The 16,363-nt window shown below is 43.5% G+C and carries 16 protein-coding genes; 5 read left to right on the forward strand and 11 right to left on the reverse strand.

Features of this window, described 5'->3' with window-relative positions:
- Window positions 1-26: 26 nt before the first annotated feature.
- The 5 genes from AC27KT_RS14865 to AC27KT_RS14885 form a co-directional block, all read right to left on the reverse strand.
- The gene (locus AC27KT_RS14865; RefSeq protein ID WP_487131219.1) at window positions 27-1,439 is read right to left on the reverse strand and encodes a collagen-binding domain-containing protein; all 1,413 of its coding nucleotides are present in this window, start codon (window positions 1,437-1,439) and stop codon (window positions 27-29) included.
- Between the two features lie 183 nt (window positions 1,440-1,622).
- Window positions 1,623-2,033 carry an ExbD/TolR family protein gene (locus AC27KT_RS14870; protein ID WP_014999591.1) on the reverse strand — a complete coding sequence of 137 codons (411 nt, stop codon included), beginning with the start codon at window positions 2,031-2,033 and terminating at the stop codon, window positions 1,623-1,625.
- A 142-nt stretch (window positions 2,034-2,175) separates the two neighbouring features.
- On the reverse strand, window positions 2,176-2,964 hold the full coding sequence (locus AC27KT_RS14875; protein ID WP_487131221.1) for a CLCA_X family protein: 789 nt from the start codon (window positions 2,962-2,964) through the stop codon (window positions 2,176-2,178).
- 25 nt (window positions 2,965-2,989) lie between these two features.
- Window positions 2,990-3,526 carry a flavodoxin FldB gene (fldB, locus tag AC27KT_RS14880; protein ID WP_487131223.1) on the reverse strand — a complete coding sequence of 179 codons (537 nt, stop codon included), beginning with the start codon at window positions 3,524-3,526 and terminating at the stop codon, window positions 2,990-2,992.
- Window positions 3,527-3,543: 17 nt separating this feature from the next.
- The gene (locus AC27KT_RS14885) at window positions 3,544-5,409 is read right to left on the reverse strand and encodes a metallophosphoesterase family protein (RefSeq protein WP_487131225.1); all 1,866 of its coding nucleotides are present in this window, start codon (window positions 5,407-5,409) and stop codon (window positions 3,544-3,546) included.
- A gap of 271 nt (window positions 5,410-5,680) precedes the next feature.
- Between AC27KT_RS14885 and AC27KT_RS14890 the strand changes: the two genes are divergently transcribed.
- Window positions 5,681-6,802, forward strand: a complete 1,122-nt coding sequence (locus tag AC27KT_RS14890) for a hypothetical protein (RefSeq protein WP_487131227.1) — start codon at window positions 5,681-5,683, stop codon at window positions 6,800-6,802.
- Window positions 6,803-6,903: 101 nt separating this feature from the next.
- Here the strand turns inward: AC27KT_RS14890 and msrA are convergent, their stop codons facing one another.
- Window positions 6,904-7,449: a peptide-methionine (S)-S-oxide reductase MsrA gene (gene msrA, locus AC27KT_RS14895; protein WP_014950741.1), complete on the reverse strand. Its 546-nt coding sequence runs from the start codon at window positions 7,447-7,449 to the stop codon at window positions 6,904-6,906.
- 224 nt (window positions 7,450-7,673) lie between these two features.
- Here msrA and AC27KT_RS14900 point away from each other — a divergent pair, with 224 nt between their 5' ends.
- The 3 genes from AC27KT_RS14900 (at window position 7,674) to AC27KT_RS14910 (ending at window position 10,516) form a co-directional block, all read left to right on the forward strand.
- On the forward strand, window positions 7,674-8,069 hold the full coding sequence (locus AC27KT_RS14900; RefSeq protein WP_487131230.1) for a thiol-disulfide oxidoreductase DCC family protein: 396 nt from the start codon (window positions 7,674-7,676) through the stop codon (window positions 8,067-8,069).
- Window positions 8,059-8,784 carry an SDR family NAD(P)-dependent oxidoreductase gene (locus AC27KT_RS14905; protein ID WP_487131232.1) on the forward strand — a complete coding sequence of 242 codons (726 nt, stop codon included), beginning with the start codon at window positions 8,059-8,061 and terminating at the stop codon, window positions 8,782-8,784. The genes AC27KT_RS14900 and AC27KT_RS14905 overlap by 11 nt, the downstream gene beginning before the upstream one ends.
- Before the next feature lie 310 nt (window positions 8,785-9,094).
- Window positions 9,095-10,516, forward strand: coding sequence for a sodium-dependent transporter (locus tag AC27KT_RS14910; protein ID WP_487131234.1), 1,422 nt, complete (start codon window positions 9,095-9,097; stop codon window positions 10,514-10,516).
- 190 nt (window positions 10,517-10,706) lie between these two features.
- Here AC27KT_RS14910 and AC27KT_RS14915 read toward each other — a convergent pair whose 3' ends face one another.
- Both AC27KT_RS14915 and AC27KT_RS14920 read right to left on the reverse strand, forming a co-directional pair.
- Window positions 10,707-11,519, reverse strand: a complete 813-nt coding sequence (locus tag AC27KT_RS14915) for an NAD-dependent epimerase/dehydratase family protein (protein WP_487131236.1) — start codon at window positions 11,517-11,519, stop codon at window positions 10,707-10,709.
- A gap of 223 nt (window positions 11,520-11,742) precedes the next feature.
- Window positions 11,743-12,573 carry a DUF2884 family protein gene (locus AC27KT_RS14920; RefSeq protein ID WP_487131238.1) on the reverse strand — a complete coding sequence of 277 codons (831 nt, stop codon included), beginning with the start codon at window positions 12,571-12,573 and terminating at the stop codon, window positions 11,743-11,745.
- Window positions 12,574-12,919: 346 nt separating this feature from the next.
- Between AC27KT_RS14920 and AC27KT_RS14925 the strand changes: the two genes are divergently transcribed.
- The gene (locus AC27KT_RS14925) at window positions 12,920-13,111 is read left to right on the forward strand and encodes a hypothetical protein (RefSeq protein WP_014950735.1); all 192 of its coding nucleotides are present in this window, start codon (window positions 12,920-12,922) and stop codon (window positions 13,109-13,111) included.
- A gap of 76 nt (window positions 13,112-13,187) precedes the next feature.
- On the opposite strand, the gene AC27KT_RS14930 is transcribed toward AC27KT_RS14925, so the two are convergent.
- The 3 genes from AC27KT_RS14930 to AC27KT_RS14940 are packed head-to-tail and all read right to left on the reverse strand — an operon-like array spanning window position 13,188 to window position 16,348.
- Window positions 13,188-14,540 carry a mechanosensitive ion channel family protein gene (locus tag AC27KT_RS14930; protein WP_487131241.1) on the reverse strand — a complete coding sequence of 451 codons (1,353 nt, stop codon included), beginning with the start codon at window positions 14,538-14,540 and terminating at the stop codon, window positions 13,188-13,190.
- A gap of 3 nt (window positions 14,541-14,543) precedes the next feature.
- Complete coding sequence (locus tag AC27KT_RS14935; protein ID WP_487131243.1) at window positions 14,544-15,437, reverse strand: acyltransferase; 894 nt, start codon at window positions 15,435-15,437, stop codon at window positions 14,544-14,546.
- Entirely contained in the window at window positions 15,434-16,348 is a 915-nt protein-coding gene (locus AC27KT_RS14940) for an acyltransferase (protein ID WP_487131245.1), read from the reverse strand. The genes AC27KT_RS14935 and AC27KT_RS14940 overlap by 4 nt, the downstream gene beginning before the upstream one ends.
- Window positions 16,349-16,363 lie beyond the last annotated feature (15 nt).

The raw sequence follows: 16,363 nt of genomic DNA on the forward strand, positions 1-16,363 counted from the left end.
TCAAGATTTACTCTCTTTTTAAAGCGTTAGTTCGCTTTTCTACGTCTAGCTAGCATGAAACATCCAGCGCCAAATAAAAGAGCGATTGAGGCTGGTTCACTTACGTTAATGGCACCGAACTGATAGTTGTTTATTTGGCCTGTTGGTGCAACGTAGGTTTCACCATCGTCATTAATCAGTTCCTTGAACGGCGTTTCCAAACGATTAGCAATGACGTTACCATCCACATGACCATTGTAGAAACTTAGCTCTGCATATGGCGCAAGTACACTGCCTTTAACACCCACACTATGTAGTGTAAGAAAATCAGCATCAACAAAGTTAAACAAGATGTTGTTGGTATAAAGGCCATCATGACGCTGACCTACATTGTTGTCGTTGTCTCTGTACTGGCCATTTTCTCTGAAATATTCATTTTCCTGCGTAAAGGCTGTATTAAAGAAGCCAGTGTTAAATAACTCAACTGATTCACCGTACACATTGATGATGTTGTAGCTGGTGGTTGAGAAATCATAAACAATGCCTTTATCAGCAGCGCTGAACCAACTAGCGTCAATATTGTAGATATTGATATCATCAGAGCCAGAGAAGGTAATGGTATGCAATACATCCTTGCTAGCGTCGGTACAAGCAACCGCTTGGTCCGAATCGTTAGCGTCAGTGCACGACAATGTTGTTGTGCCATTCACCGACATTGACGCAAATTCCTGAGACTGCCCTGTCACTTCGGCAGCAATCGCATTAAAGTCAATATTGTTAACGTCAGCCTTAATCACGCTGCCTTGTTCAACAGATGCTGCTGTCGAACCGTTAATAGCGGTGTAATTACTAACGTCGTTAAGCGTTACGGCACCGTTAACTTCGCTGCTATCAAGTTCAACGCTAGTCTCGGCAAATACGTTTCCGTTTTCAATTTGGGAGCCGTATAAGGTAGGGTTGCTCTCGTCGCTGTTAACACTATTAGGCCCGCCAAGTTTCACGGTATTGGCGTACACATCACCTGATACAACGTTTGAGTTACCTAGTTTGACATCACCTTTCGATGAGATACCGCCAGATTTCACCGTCGAATTGATGAGATTTACAGTTTGCTCGGCGTTAACCGCTTTATCGAATGTGAGTTTAGAACCAAACACCATACCTGACACGGTAGTTGAACCACCGTGAACATCACCGCGTGTGAAATGAAGGTTACCGCCTACGGCAAGCGCAGACTCAGACATATCTGGTGATAACAACAAGCCAACATTAAAATCAGTTACCTCCATCTTACCGCCTACTGCTAACCTTCCTTCAACATCGGAAGATTTGCCGGTAAAGCTGTCGAAAATGAATGCGTTATATTCAAACGCTTCACTTAATTCAATTTTGGCGGCAGACACCTGTGGTGCTGTCATCACCGCTGCAAGTACAGTGGTGTAGATTAGTTTTTTGTGCATATTGGCTCCAGTGACATCCGAGTCTGGAACCGAGCTTCAACATGGATTTTCCAGACACACCGAATACTACGATCTGAACAAAATTCATGCGATAGCACAAGAGATACTTTGGTATAAGGCCTTATACGAAAAAAGCCACCCGAAGGTGGCTTTTGTAAAGTTTTGTCTAGTTAATGAAGCGCTTTAGCTTTTCTTCTTAACCAGAACAGATACTTTATCGATACCTGCAATTTTAACTTGGTTCATAACTTCTACCACAGTACCGTGCTCGCTGTCTTCGTGAGCTTGGATAGCAGCTGAATCCGTGTTGTTTTCCGCTAGGTATGTTTGTGTGTTAGCTACCACACGACGAATATCAACCTCACGGCCGCCCATCATGATTGTGCCATCAGCATCAATACGAATAGAAAGCGCTTTTGAAGGCTTATCGTTTTTAGCTTGATTATCTTCTGGACGGTTTACGTCTAAACCTTTCTCTTTCACGAACGAGGTCGTTACGATGAAGAAAATCAACATGATGAACACGATGTCCAACATGGGGGTCATATCAATCTGAGCCTCGTCTTCAGCCGAGGTATGCTTCTTTCTTTTCATCTCGTCTTCTTTCTTCTGTTACGTTCGAGCCATTTAGTATACTGCTTGTTACAAAAATATACAGACTTTTGTATAAAAACAGTGTGCTCATTAACACTTGTTGTTGAAAAAATACTCAGTTTCACGGTAATAAAACAACAAACTAGGTTTGTTTGCGTGAAATAGCGACACCTAATTGGTAAAAATACAACATCAATGCCTGATTGAGTGATGTACGCAAGTTACCATGAGGATAAATGCCAAGTCTAGCTTCCGTTGACTTTTTTGTGCCTTGCACCAAAAACGCATTTTTGATCTCGTGATCTTGAATGCAGGCCTCAAATGCACGGGCAGCCATCTCCTGAGGCATAGCATAATAATACATTTTTAGCGCGCGATCAGCTTCTACGGATCGCACAAAGTACTCATTTGGCCTTTTTTGATCATTTAAGAACAATAACGAGAAGCAATCGCTCAATTTTTGATTCAATGGATGATCGATCATAGGCGCGTTATCTAGCCAGGCTTGTGTAGCAAAACTACCGGCGGCAATGCCGTTGAACATCCGTGGCGCAATATAATGATCGAAGGCGTGAAACCACTCGTGAGCCAACGCTCCAGCGCCCGCGTTTTTTGCTAACGCAAGCTGTCTTTTCGCACTGTTGTAGTGGGCACTACTGTGTTTTTGACCGCCACTGCCAAAAGCCAGTGACAGGGAGCCATTTAACGACAACACCTGTTCATTGATATTTAAGATCGCGACCAGATCGTAAAGTGCATCGAAAAAGAGGTTAGCAGCAATCTGTTGTTCTTCTGCTGTGACCCATCTACCCACAGTGATCGTAGCGAAATTAAACAGTTTGCGAATATCTTGAAATGAAACATCAGCGCCGTCCCTGTGGCTTGGGCCGTTGCGATAAAACTGCTGATGAATACGGCCTTTACTTTCCAACACTGAGATCCAAATTTTATAGATGTTAAGCCATCGAGACCAATAACTGCTCACACCATGCTTCGATGCGTGCATCGGTTTTGTCGTATTGGTTTTCATCGTCAAGAGACAGACCAACAAATTGAGTTTTGTCTTCGGTCAACGCTTTTGAGGCGGTAAACTCATAGCCTTCGTTTGGCCAATACCCCACGATCTTACAGCCAGATGGCAATATTGCATCGTGAAGCATACCTAGTGCATCTTGAAACCATTCTCCGTAACCAAGTTGGTCGCCAAGTCCGAATAAAGCGATGGTTTTCCCTGCTAAATCCAAGCCGTGCACTTCTTCCCAATGAGACTCCCAATCTTCCTGGAGCTCGCCAAAGTCCCACGTTGAAATACCAAAAATGATAATGTCGTATTCGGCGGTGCGCGTTAGATTCACGTCTTTAATGTTGTGGAGGTCAACAATATCTTCGTCAAAAAGGCTATTGAGCTGCGTTTGGATTTTTTCTGCTGCCATTTCGGTATAGCAGGTTGTTGAGCCGTAAAATAATCCGATGGACAGTACGCTATCACTCATTAGATACCTCTTTTGAACTAATCGTCTTTAGAAGCAGGGAATTCTACCTCTTTACCGTTGCTCAACAAAGCTTTGCACTGAACATCGGTGTTTTTCTGTGAAATTTTTAATACACCAATGGCGCAACCGTTGAATAATTCGCCATAACCCTTGCTAGGTTCCCGTGCTTTTACCGACATATTTCTGCGCCTAGTAAAAAGGTTCAGGGGTGACTTGGAGCGATAAAGCACACGGTTTAACCTATCCAGCCACTTAATAAGCCCATCCGGGAATGCGTTTTTCAATCCGCTACAGGTGAACTGAGTGATATGGGGGCTGTTTCGCCTAAAGCGTAGACGTACATCGTATACAAAGGAATAGTGCACATCGCCAGATAGAATGATGAAATCGGGGGGCGTTTTGTAATGCCTGAATATGTTTAATATAACGTTCGCGGTGCCTTTGTGGGCCATCCAGTTCTCAGCATCAACAGTAAGCGCCTTGCCAAAAAACGTAAACACCTTTTGAATGGCTTCGATAACCTTTACACCATAAATGGGAGCGGCAGAGACAACGATGACAGATTCTTTGCCGATTATAGAATGCTGAAAATCACACAGTGCTTCCCAGTCCATTAGCCCCGAGGGCTTATTCATATTAGATTCACTGCGCCAACGCTGCGTGCGGGTGTCTAAAACCTCAATAGGTGGTGAGGTATCTAAACGGTAATGCCACTGATCAAAATCCAACAGATCATCAATGATTTCATCGTGCGAGTTTAAACCGCTTTCTCCCATTGATTCTTGTACTTTAGCAATTAATGGCGCCACTTTTTTTGGTGCATTTCCCCAGCCTTGGCAAAGCAAGTAGCCGATAAGCGCATTGCCGATCATGCGTTTTGATAAAGGGTTTCCATAGACTTCTTGTTCCCACCCCCGGGTTAAGTTCCAGTCGTCGGTCACATCGTGATCGTCAAAGATCATATAGGTAGGAATGTGTGCCAGGGCTCTACGTACCTGCGGTAGCTGTTTTACAAAGCCGCTAAGCGCCTCGTGTTCTTTGTCGAAAATAGCGTGGTATTTTTGGGGGATCCCATCTTTATCTATATTGATATCAGCCCAAAGCGTGTCGGACCACACCAGTAAATACATAGCGATGATCTCCGCACTGCCAATCAAATGATTTTGCGCGTTTACTGATGTGAATACGGGTTTTTTCTTAGCACCAAAGAATATTGAAGACAGTACCGTATTGGTCGCAATTTGAGGTAGAAGCTGCTCTCGTTCGTAATACCCATATTCATGTGTGGCAAGTTCATTAGTGTTGGTTACTACTGCTCCTTCCAGTACTTCATGATAAAGGCCTAAACGGTCAATCACGCTATGTATGGCTTTAAGCATAGGACCTGCGACATCATCAGCGTAAATTTGGTCACCCGTCATCAACAGAAGATCGGGAAAATCATTTTGCTTTTTGAACGCATTTTTAAGGAGTACATCTACTTGTGCTAGGGCATCATCACTTTGAAAGTGAGGCTTACGGCATGAGCCGTGCAGTATGGTCTCGGGAGTCTCAGTGTAATGGAAACTTAAGGAAGACTGCCCATCGTAAAGAAGCCCGCGTTGTTCATCTTCCCATGAAGCCTGTTGAGCGTCGTCGCTAAAAGATAGCGAGTAACCTATCCGCGCAGTATCTTCGAAGGGCTCTGACGAAGTGAAAGAGAGCAAGTGTATAAATGCGTACTTACCTACGGGTACGGTTTCGCGTTGACAATTGCCGCTGACGACGACTTCATTTGCAGATAGATTTAGCGCAGGTGAATCGGCGTTACTGGTTACTACCCAAATATGACATTCTGTAGATGTCACTTTTCTTACTATTGGACCTGCAATAACTTGGGGCAAGTGCTGCGTAGAAATGACGCTCTCCTTTAATTTTCGTCAATATTAATACACGTAAGCGTGTTAACTAAATATGCTGCACATTAATTGAAAACATGATGACAGCACGACTATTTAACGTTGCCAAATCATATATGTACTCAGCAAACCTGATGTCTATCGCATAACCTTACTCTTTTTTGTGAATAAACGGTATGCTCGATATACTCCCTTACAATTTTTTCAGTTTTACCTTTTGCTCTCGTCTCAATGAACGCAGAGAGGACTTCACACTATGCTAAAATATTTGACCAGTGCTGTGCTAACCACTTTACTGATAAGCGCCTGTAGCGAGCCGAAAGACGTTGTTATTACTCCTGAACCTCAAGACTTAACCGAAGTCACTGTGGGTAAATGGATCCTTGATGAAAAAGGCAAGGTTATGTTTGATCCTCAAACCTCTGGGTTAGTGGTGCTAGACGGTCAACTTGTCACTATCGCAGATGCTAGCGCTGATACGACTCAACAGTTGAAACTTCATAGCATTTCACCAGATACCGCAACGCTGAGCGCATCGAGCGAACGCTTTTCATTTTCTACTACCGTGCGCCGAAGCTGCTTTTATAGCTATTTGAGCGAGCAACCTGATTTAGAAGCGCTAGCCGTAGACCCCAGAGACACTAACGTAATTTATACGGTTACCGAAGATGCTACCCGTACCGGCGCATTAAGCCCTCGTTGTGAAACCAAATACGAGGAAACAGGGTCAACAGATTACCCCACCTTGTTGGTAAAATTGACGCGAAAAGACAATGGCTCGGTTGAAATGTCGGATGTGCGCCCACTCCAGTTTCCGCAAGAGTTCGAAGTAGGTAACTTTCCCAACGATGGTATTGAAGGTCTTACTATGGCTGACGACGGCACCTTATACTTGGCGCTAGAGAAAGATAAAGCAGGACAGCCAAGAATTTTTACATTGGCTGTTGATGAAGACTTTTTCTCGTCGAAAGATTTTGCCACAGTGAGCGAGCCTAACCTAAAACTTCCTTCGTTTACTTCAGGTAATCATCCTATCAATGGACTGGCACTTTATACCCATTCAACGGGCGCATCCTATTTGTTTGGCGCAGCAAGAAACGACAATGAACTGTGGGTAATTGATGTGAGTGGCAGTAAGCCAACAAAGCGTATACCTATTACCTTCGACGTTGCCGGCGACCAGAATTGTGAACAGTACACAATGGACAACTCGTCGATGGAAGGATTAGTGACCATTGAAAATACCTTGTGGATCATTAACGATCCTTGGGAGAAAAACTACCTTAAAAACGCGACGTGTGAAGCGCATAAGACGCGTTATGAAGACTTAGCGCCTTTATTGTTTCCACTAGAAATTAACAGCGTTTGGTTTGAATAATAAGAAAACGAATAGATTGAAAAACAAAAGGGTTGCTTTTAAGCAACCCTTTTTATTGTTGGCTAACGCTATTGATAGCGCGCTTAATATCGCTGTTTTATTTATGCGTCGCTGCGAAGTCGAGAAGCGAAGGTTTTTTTGAACTTCGCAAGTTTAGGCGCCACCACCATAGAGCAATATTGGTTTTGTGGATTATTTTTGAAGTAATCTTGATGGTAGTCTTCGGCGTCGTAGTAGTTATTTACTGCTACTATTTCAGTCACTACGGGATCGGGCCAAATCTCTTCTTCTGTGATTTCTGCGATAATTTTTTCTGCTTCAGCTTTTTGTGTATCGTCGTGATAGAAAACCGCGCTGCGATACTGTGTGCCTACATCATTGCCCTGTCTATTTAGCTGTGTAGGGTTATGCAGCGCAAAGAAAATTTCTAGTATCTCCCGGTAGCTGATGCTGTCGGCATCAAACGTTACTTGTACCACTTCAGCATGGCCAGTATTTCCTTTGCATACCTCTTCATAGGTTGGATCGGCCTTTTCGCCTCCAGCGTAGCCAGAAATTGCTTTTTCCACGCCTTCAACGCTATTAAACGCTGACTCGATACACCAAAAGCATCCGCCTGCCAACGTGGCGACTTGTAAATTTGCCATAGTAAAAACCTCTCTTAATCTTTGTCTGTAGTGTGGGTGCGGCTAGGTCACAACACAAGTCATCCAAGCGTGTTTTTTTATCGTATAAACGAATATTAAATAAGAATAACGTGCGAGTTAGGTAAAAGGTTTTAACCTAACCATCTAATCGTTTTCCTTGAAGCAGTTCGCTACCCATAACAATGCGTATCAATGTGTTCAAGATTTGGCAGAGGTATTCAGTCGTGATTATTTTCTATGACGGGTATTGTCCGTTGTGTATTGCTGAAATGCGTCATTTAAGAAAAAGAGACAAGCATAACAAATTGACCTTGGTAGATATTCAGGCCCCCGATTTTTCAAGCCGTTATCCAACCATGGATTGGCATGCACTCAATGCAAGAATTCACGGACTTCGTGACGACGGGACGTTGATAACTGGCCTTGATGTCACTCATGAAGCATGGAAAGCCGTGGGCATGGGGTGGCTATACGCACCGCTTCGCTGGCCTGTTATTCGTTATGTGGCCGATGCTTTTTACAATGTATTCGCAAAGCATAGATACACCATTTCATACCTGTTAACAGGTAAAAAACGTCAGTGCAATCGCTGCATACCAGGAGAAGCCAGTGAAAAATAACGTACTCATAGTGGGCGCGTCGGGCGGTATTGCGTCTGCGCTTATTGAGCAGTATAGCAGTGAAGGTGCTAGGGTGTTTGCGGTTAGTCGCGCCCCTTTATCTGACACCAATCATTCTGGGGATGTTACCTATCATCAGCTGGCCGAACAGGACGATAGGCACATAAGCGAATTTGTTGAACAGCTGGCTGAACAGCAGGTTGTGTTAACTACGGTAGTTATCACTACCGGCTTTCTGCACCGCGAAAGCGATGGCATTCATCCTGAGAAACGTTTGGAAGATGTTAGTGAGCAGGCCTTAGCGGCATATTTTTCGACTAACAGCATTATTCCCGCAATGTGGCTCAAGCATTTGGTGAATGTTATGAGTAAAGAAGGCTCAACCCTTGTTTGCTTAAGCGCGAGAGTAGGGAGTATTTCAGATAATGGACTTGGCGGGTGGTACGGCTACCGCGCGTCGAAAGCAGCGCTCAACATGTTGGTTAAAACGGCGTCGGTGGAATACAAGCGCAGATTGAAAGATGTCATGCTTGTTTGTTATCACCCTGGGACGGTTGATACGGGGCTTTCTAAGCCTTTTCAAAAGAACGTCGCCGCCAAGAAACTGTTCACGCCTGAGTTTACCGCTAAACAGCTCATTCACCACCTTTCGGCGCTTGATCGAGACCAAGCTTGTCATTTTATCGACTGGAATGGCGAAGTGGTAACTTGGTGATACGGTCTAACATCATTTCAGCAAGTTCAACATCAAGACTTTTCATTTCACTGCTGTTACCATGCTATTTTGGGAATGGTGCAGCGTATTGATAAGCCCATAGAGGTAGCAATACAACGCGTTGACGCCACACGTGAGTCATAACAACAAACGCCATCCTGATAATAAATAATACCAGTTCGCTCGGCTTGATCCTTACGAATAGTAAGTAACGACAACCAACATGAATTGTGAGTACACAACGTGTTTGTGCATCACAAGGCGTGATACGGCGAACTGCTATAACAATAACTCAACAAGAGGAAGGGATATGAGCGGGGCCAGAGAACAGTTCGGATCGCGCATAGGTTTTATTTTGGCTGCTGCAGGTTCTGCGGTAGGCATAGGTAATTTGGTAGGGTTTCCTGTCGGTGCAGCTAAAAATGGCGGTGGTGCATTTCTTTTAATGTACGCTATTTTCGTTTTTGCCATTTGTTTACCAGTAATGCTGGCGGAAATGTCAGTTGGTCGCCATGCTAAAAAAGACCCGCTTGGTGCATACAGTGATATAAGCGGTAATGAAAAGAAATGGAAAGTCGCGGGGTGGCTAGCTATTGCTACGCCGTTCATGATTGCCGTTTTCTACATGGTTATTACCGTGTGGCTTTTCGGCTATTTGTTCGAAGCAGTAAGCGGAAATCTAGACAAGTTAGCTAACCCAGAAACCTTTGGTCTGTTTATCAACTCTGAAGCCATCTTTGTATACATGGCGGCCGTTGTTGGTGTGGTCTACCTCATCCTTCAAGGCGGTGTAAAAGAAGGGATAGAAAAAGCGGCAAAGCTACTCATGCCTGCGCTTTTCGTGATGCTTATTGGTCTCGTTATCTTCGTATTAACTCGCGAAAATGCAATGGCTGGCGTTGAGTTTTATATTGTTCCTGAGTTTTCAAAAATCACTGCTGAAGTGGTGAATGGTGCGTTATCGCAAGCCTTTTTCTCTCTGTCGTTGGGTATGGGTATTCTTATAACCTACGGTAGCTACATTGATAAGCGTGCAGATGTACCGAGCGCTGCCAAGCTGGTGGCGTTAACAGACACGGCTGTGGCGTTCACAGCCGGTTTGATGATCCTTCCTGCCATCTTCTCTTTCAACCCAGACATTAACCCTGATGATTTAAGTGAATCGTCAGTGGGTATGATTTTTACTTATCTGCCTAGTATCTTTTTGGCGTTACAAGACTCGATTGGATATATGGGCGCATCGATTGTCGCTAGCTTGTTCTTCTTATTAGTGTTTTTTGCGGCAATAACCTCGTTGGTGTCTATTTTTGAAGTACCGGTTGCGGCGCTTATGGATGAAAAAGGCGTAAGTCGCAAATGGGCGCTTGGGTCATTAGGTAGCATTATGATTTTGCTAGCCATCCTAAGTGCGTTGTCGTTTGGTAAAGTTGATGTGCTTACGTCGTTTATGCACTACGCCGGCGCAGATAAATCTCTGTTTGATGTCATTTACGATGTGTTCTACGACACGATTTTGCCGTTAAACGGCTTGCTAATTTGCCTGTTCGTTATTTATCGTTGGAAGAGTGCAAACTTCAATGCATCTTTGGAAGAGGGCAGCAGTGGTTACAAAGGTAGCTGGTTTGAAAAGTACGTGGATGTATCGTTGAAAACCTTTATTCCACTTATTCTACTCGTGATTTTTGTAAACACGGTGGCGGTAAAATACTTCGGGCTGAGCCTTTTCGGTTAGTCAGGTTTCCTCACCCCTTGTAAAAATTGTAGAGCGAGCCAACAGCGATATCGCAACAAGCTCAATAAAAAACGGCAAGCGTGAAGCTTGCCGTTTTGTTTATATCAAGAAATTTTCTTCCTACCCACTGTTCTAAAGTCTCAACCGGTTATTAAATCTGCAGGTTCTGGAAAATGCTTCTTTATCAAGCTTAAAACATGCTGTACGGGTCACCGTACATTGGCGTCACATTTAGCCTTGCCCAGCTTTTCGTAGCGTCAATCACCTTGCCAGCAGGTTCTGCGTCAGTATCAGAAAAGTGTGGGGCATCAATGTTCATCGCTTGCGCGGCATCCACATAGTAAATGCCGCGTTTAGGGTGAGACAAGCTACAAAGGTGTATAACATCGTTAAGCGGATTGTCACAAATGATGGTCGTCAACGCAGATACAATGTCGTACACATGTACAAGGTTTATTCGTTTATTTCCTGCATCCAACTGTCTTCCACTTAACGAACGGGCGGGGTGACGGTCTGGGCCTACTAAACCGGCTAGACGAACAACACTGATATCAACCTGACTTCGTTTAGATAATAAATAGTCTTCAATAGTCACGTGGGCTTTGGCCGAGGCTGTTTGCGGTTGTGTAGTGCTGTCTTCGGACACTACTTTGTTCGTGGCATCGCCGTAAACCGACGTGGTACTGATAAACACGATATGCGCTACGTTTTCGCTGATGGCTGCGTCTATCAACTGCAGCATGTTATCAGTAAATGACGCGAGATCTGTGTTTTTCCTACCAGGGGGGATATTTAGCAATAAGGTCGCGTTTGGCAGGTGGTTACATAGTGTTGATGTATCTTCGCCCAGAGTATATTCAATAGCAGTAATACCCTGCGCTTTTAACGCGAGGCGTTTCTGTTCGCTGCGTGTTGTACCAACAATATTTACTTTATCTATAAGCGCCTTGCCTACATAGCCGGCTAACCATCCGTAGCCACTAATTACTACATTTTGAGTCATCGATTAAATCCCCCCTATTTTGGATTCAAGAGTACATTAATTGGGGGGCAGTTGTCGTTAACTCTGCACCTTACATTGACTGTAAAATCGGAAACTTGAATGAGTCGAGATAACAAAAAAGTTGGTTAGCGGCTAGTATAAAAACACAAAACCGACTGGTTTTTCAGTCGGTTTTCAAAGTAAGTGGTTTGGTTTCGCGAGTTGAGTTCGCTACATTGTTCAACTACATCTTCATTTCGTCGTTGTGGTCATGGTGGTTGTCTTGATCAATATCTAGCAGGTTCAAATCATCTAACCCTGATATGGATGCCTGCATTTTACCTTCGGCATAATCCGCTTTTTTTAGTACCTTACACAATGCATCGCCTTTTTCTTCCAGCGCGGCAGCTTGGCTTTCTAAGCGATATTCTAAGTCTTCACCCCAGCGCTCCATCTTTTGCTCAAACTCAGACATATCACCGCCTTCCCACAACATTTGTGTTCCTACGGCAATAAGAATTCTACCCATAGACTCACTGATTAAAGACTCAATTTGCGCCTCAAATTCTTGCTCCCAGCTTTCGTCAAACCAACCTGGCTCATCGAATTTAGTTGAGTCTACGCGAATATTGCCTGCGTCATCATAGAATGAGGCGTTTAGTTTGGTTTCAAGTGAGTCGAACAGTTCACGAAAATCATCACCCATTTGATCGCCGCCCAGCAGTTCAGTAAACACTTCAGTTACTGCCACATTGGCAATTTGTAGGCCTTCACTAGCGATATTCAACGTCATAGGAATAGCCATATCAATGTTGTTGTAATATTCACTTACCCAGCGCTGTTGTTCGCTGTCAAGCGATACTGATTCGCCGTTGATGGTCATATTGTGATGGGAGTCAATCGTCATCACTGAGCCATTGTCCATCTGTACCGTTAGATCACCTTGATAGTATTGAATATGACCATCAAGCTCCATGTCACAACTGTTGTTTTGAAAGCTGCTGTTATGCGCAAATGCGTGGCCGCTTATTAAAGCACTGGTAAGGGCAACTGAAAGTAATAGTTTCTTAGACATTGTTCATTCCTTAATTTACGTGTGACGCGTTAACGAAAGTGCGCGAAGCAAACTGCAAAGCGTTGTAGTGTCACTATCGGATAGACGCTAGCGATACTCGCTGTTATACCTTAGGTAGAGCAATGGCCTTGCCAATATTTAAAGTTTATATTTTTCATAAACTTAGTGAGATTTAATGATTTCTTCATGCTCTGCTGGATGCACTATTTAGTGAAATTGCCAACTAATTAGTAGTTTTGACTAAGATCAATTAATACCAATAGCGGAACATTTAAGCCAATCCAAGCATGGTTAAATCTTATTTATTGGTGCATAATACCGCCAATATTTTTAAGGGGTTATCACAATGGCTGATTGGATTAATGCAATTATGTTTGGTGTTGCGCTAATTGCCTTTACGCTAGGGCTAAGCAGCATCGTTATGGGCTTTATGACTGCTAAAGCAGGTGCTGAAGGTATGCAGGAAAAAATCGAGTACGGTTTTTTTGGCGTTACTGGTTTAGTACTTTGCTTACTGATGGCCTACGCATTGGCTTAAGCGATAAGCATTAAAAAAACCGGCTATCTCAGCCGGTTTTTTTTCGCCTAAATTAAGCCTTAATGTTGAGTCTTTTTTATTCGTCGTTACTTTTTGGATTAGACTCGCACTTCTCCTGAGCATCGTTTTGCGTACTATGACTTTCGGTACTGTTTCTATAAGCGCTTTGTTCGCGATGGGCAAGCAGCGACAAATGTCCATCACGTTGATATGCGCGTAAGTCGAACAAATCCAGCATAGCCATAACGTGGTCGAAGATATCCGCCTGCACTTTTTCGTATCTCACCCATTCTTTTTGTGCACTGAAGCAGTAAATTTCTAAAGGTAAACCAAGCTCGTTAGGCGGTAGCTGCCTAACCATTAGGGTCAGTTCTTGGTTTATATCCGGGTGCTTGCGCAAGTAAGCCTCTAAGTAAGCTCTAAAAGTGCCGATGTTGGTAAGGCGGCGACTGTTTAGCAGATCCGACTCATCAATGGAGTAATCTCGGTGATAAGCGCGAAGCTCATTTTTCTTCTTATCGATATATTCGTTGATGTAGCGAATTTTCGAAAAGCGCTCTAGCATATCGTTGTCACAAAGCTTGATAGAGTGCACATCAATATAGATGGCGCGTTTAATTCTGCGTCCACCAGACTCTTGCATACCGCGCCAGTTCTTAACTGCTTCTGTAGTAAGGCTGTAAGTCGGCAGCGTCGAAATAGTTTTATCCCAGTTTTGTACTTTGACGTTGGTAAGGCCTATTTCGAGTATTTCACCATCTACTTCATACTTAGGCATGGCAATCCAGTCACCCGTATTAAACATGCGGTTAGCCGCTATTTGAATGCCGGCAACAAAGCCTAGGATGGTGTCTCTGAATATCAATAGTAAAACAGCGGCAATGGCGGTTAAGCCAGACACAATAAGCAACGGGCTTCTATCTACAATCAATGAAATACTTAACAGTATGGTGATAATAGCAAACGCTAACTTAGTAACCTGAATGAAGCCTGTTATTGGTGCGCGCCGTGAAAGCGCAGATGCATTGTATACGTCTTCTACCGTGCTCAGCATGGCGTACAGGGCCAACAACCCGCTATACAGCATGTACAGTTGAGCACTTTTAATCACCATTCCGTGCATCACAGCTTCGTTATCAATAAGTACCGGGGTGGCAATGTAAATAAAGAGAGCAGGGAAGAGGTGCATTAAGCGTCTAAAGAAGCCATGTTCTTGCAGCGCGTTATCCCACTTATTGTTCGACTTATACACCCAGTTAGCAATTTGAGGGCGCACTAACAGGCGCGCTACAATGTAAATAAGTGCGGCAACGAACAAAATAGACCCCAGTGCAATTACACTGTAAAGCGGATCCTCGGTAGTTAAATTTGGAAAAATATCTTTTACCAAATGTATGAAGTGATCGCGTACTGAAGCACTGACTTCCATTATTTACGACTCCAACAGTTTCTTAATGCGGTTATCTTTATTTTCCCATAGACCATTTAACCAGTTTTGAAAATAAAGACGAAATTCAGACTCAGTGCGTTCTGATTCTTGTTGCAGCTCAGGTACAGGAGTAATGTTCACGTCGATGACGATTTTAGTCATCTGACCGCTAAGCATTGCCATCATCGGGTGACGTCTATTTTCTGGGTAAAGCAGCGAGATATCTAACACATTAGTAAAGAGCTCACCCATAGCAGACAGTGTAAAAGAGACCCCACCGGCTTTTGGTGGAAGTAGATTTTCGTACGGGCTTTGCTTAGACAAGTGTTTTTGCGTAGTAAAGCGGGTTCCTTCAACAAAGTTTATTACGGTAGTCGGAACCGTTCGGAATTTCTCACAATAGGCTTTAGTAGTCTCTAAGTCTTTACCTTTTTTGTCTGGGTGTTTTTCTAGATAGGCACGGGTGTATCTATGCATAAATGGCATGTCGAGAGCCCATGCTCCAAGTCCTACAAATGGCAGCCATATAAGCTCTTTTTTAAGGAAGAATTTTGGTGCAGGAATGCGGTGTGTGGCGAACTCGATGAGCAGAATAATATCTAAATAACTCAGATGGTTGGCGATAATCAAATACCAACTATCCTTTGAAAGCTCACCGTGAACAGAACATTCAATATCAACCTTATTGAATAGCCTAATTAGAAGCACACTAATACGGCCAAAGCTAAACATTAGGGCATGCATAACTTTGTTCCATGCAGTCCGTATTTTTCCATTTGGTAACAGCAGTTTTACCAAGCCTAAAACAATGATAAGGCCGCCCCATAGGGCAAGATTAAGAATTTGCAGCGTGGTGTGCATAACAAATATAAAGGGCGCTAGTACTACACGGATCATAATGGTTTCTGAGTTGCGTTAAGTGAATCTAAAAGTTGATCTTTGGCGTGCCATTGCTCATTGAGCCATGTTTGAAAACGTGCACGAACTTGTGGGTCGTCAAAATAACTGTCGTTAAATACCCCATTTTCCATAATGTCTTTGATAGGCATAACCTTAATGTTCACGCGAATGTCGCGCACCTTACCGCTTACGAAGTCCCAGTAAGATGGTACGCCGTTCGGATAGTCTATGGTTACATCAATAAGCTTATGTAAATGCTCACCCATGGCCGATAAAACAAAAGCAACGCCGCCAGCTTTTGGTTTTAGTAAATGATTGAAAGGTGAAGCTTGTTTATCGTGCTTTGCCTGCGTGAAACGGGTACCTTCAACGAAATTCATTATGCTTACTGGTTTATTGCGGAATTTTTCACACGCTTTGCGCGTGGTCTCCATATCCTTCCCTTTTAAATGAGGGTTCTTAGCCAAAAATGATTTTGAGTAACGGCGCATAAATGGAAAGTCCAGCGCCCACCAAGCTAGACCAAGTATTGGTACATATATCAGTTCTTTTTTTAGAAAAAACTTTAAGAAAGGTATCTTTCGATTAAAAACACGTTGAAGAACGAGGATATCGACCCAAGATTGATGATTAGCAACAACGAGGTACCAGTCATCTCGAGTGAGTTTTTCAAGCCCGTTAACTTGCCACTTGGTACGCCCACTTATGCGCTGATTAAGATTATTAACACCAATCCACGCAGTGGCACATGCATCAAGCAAATAGGAGATGAAGCGACGCCATGGGGCAAAAGGGATTAACTTAAAAATCGCAAGTATGAATATAGGCGTTGACCACAAAACTGTATTCAGGAAATAGCAGATAACCGAAATAGTGCCAACAATATGATGCAACAGGGCTTTTACCATTGTACTTACCTCAAA

The sequence above is a fragment of the Alteromonas sp. 5NW40-0090 genome (assembly GCF_057552975.1).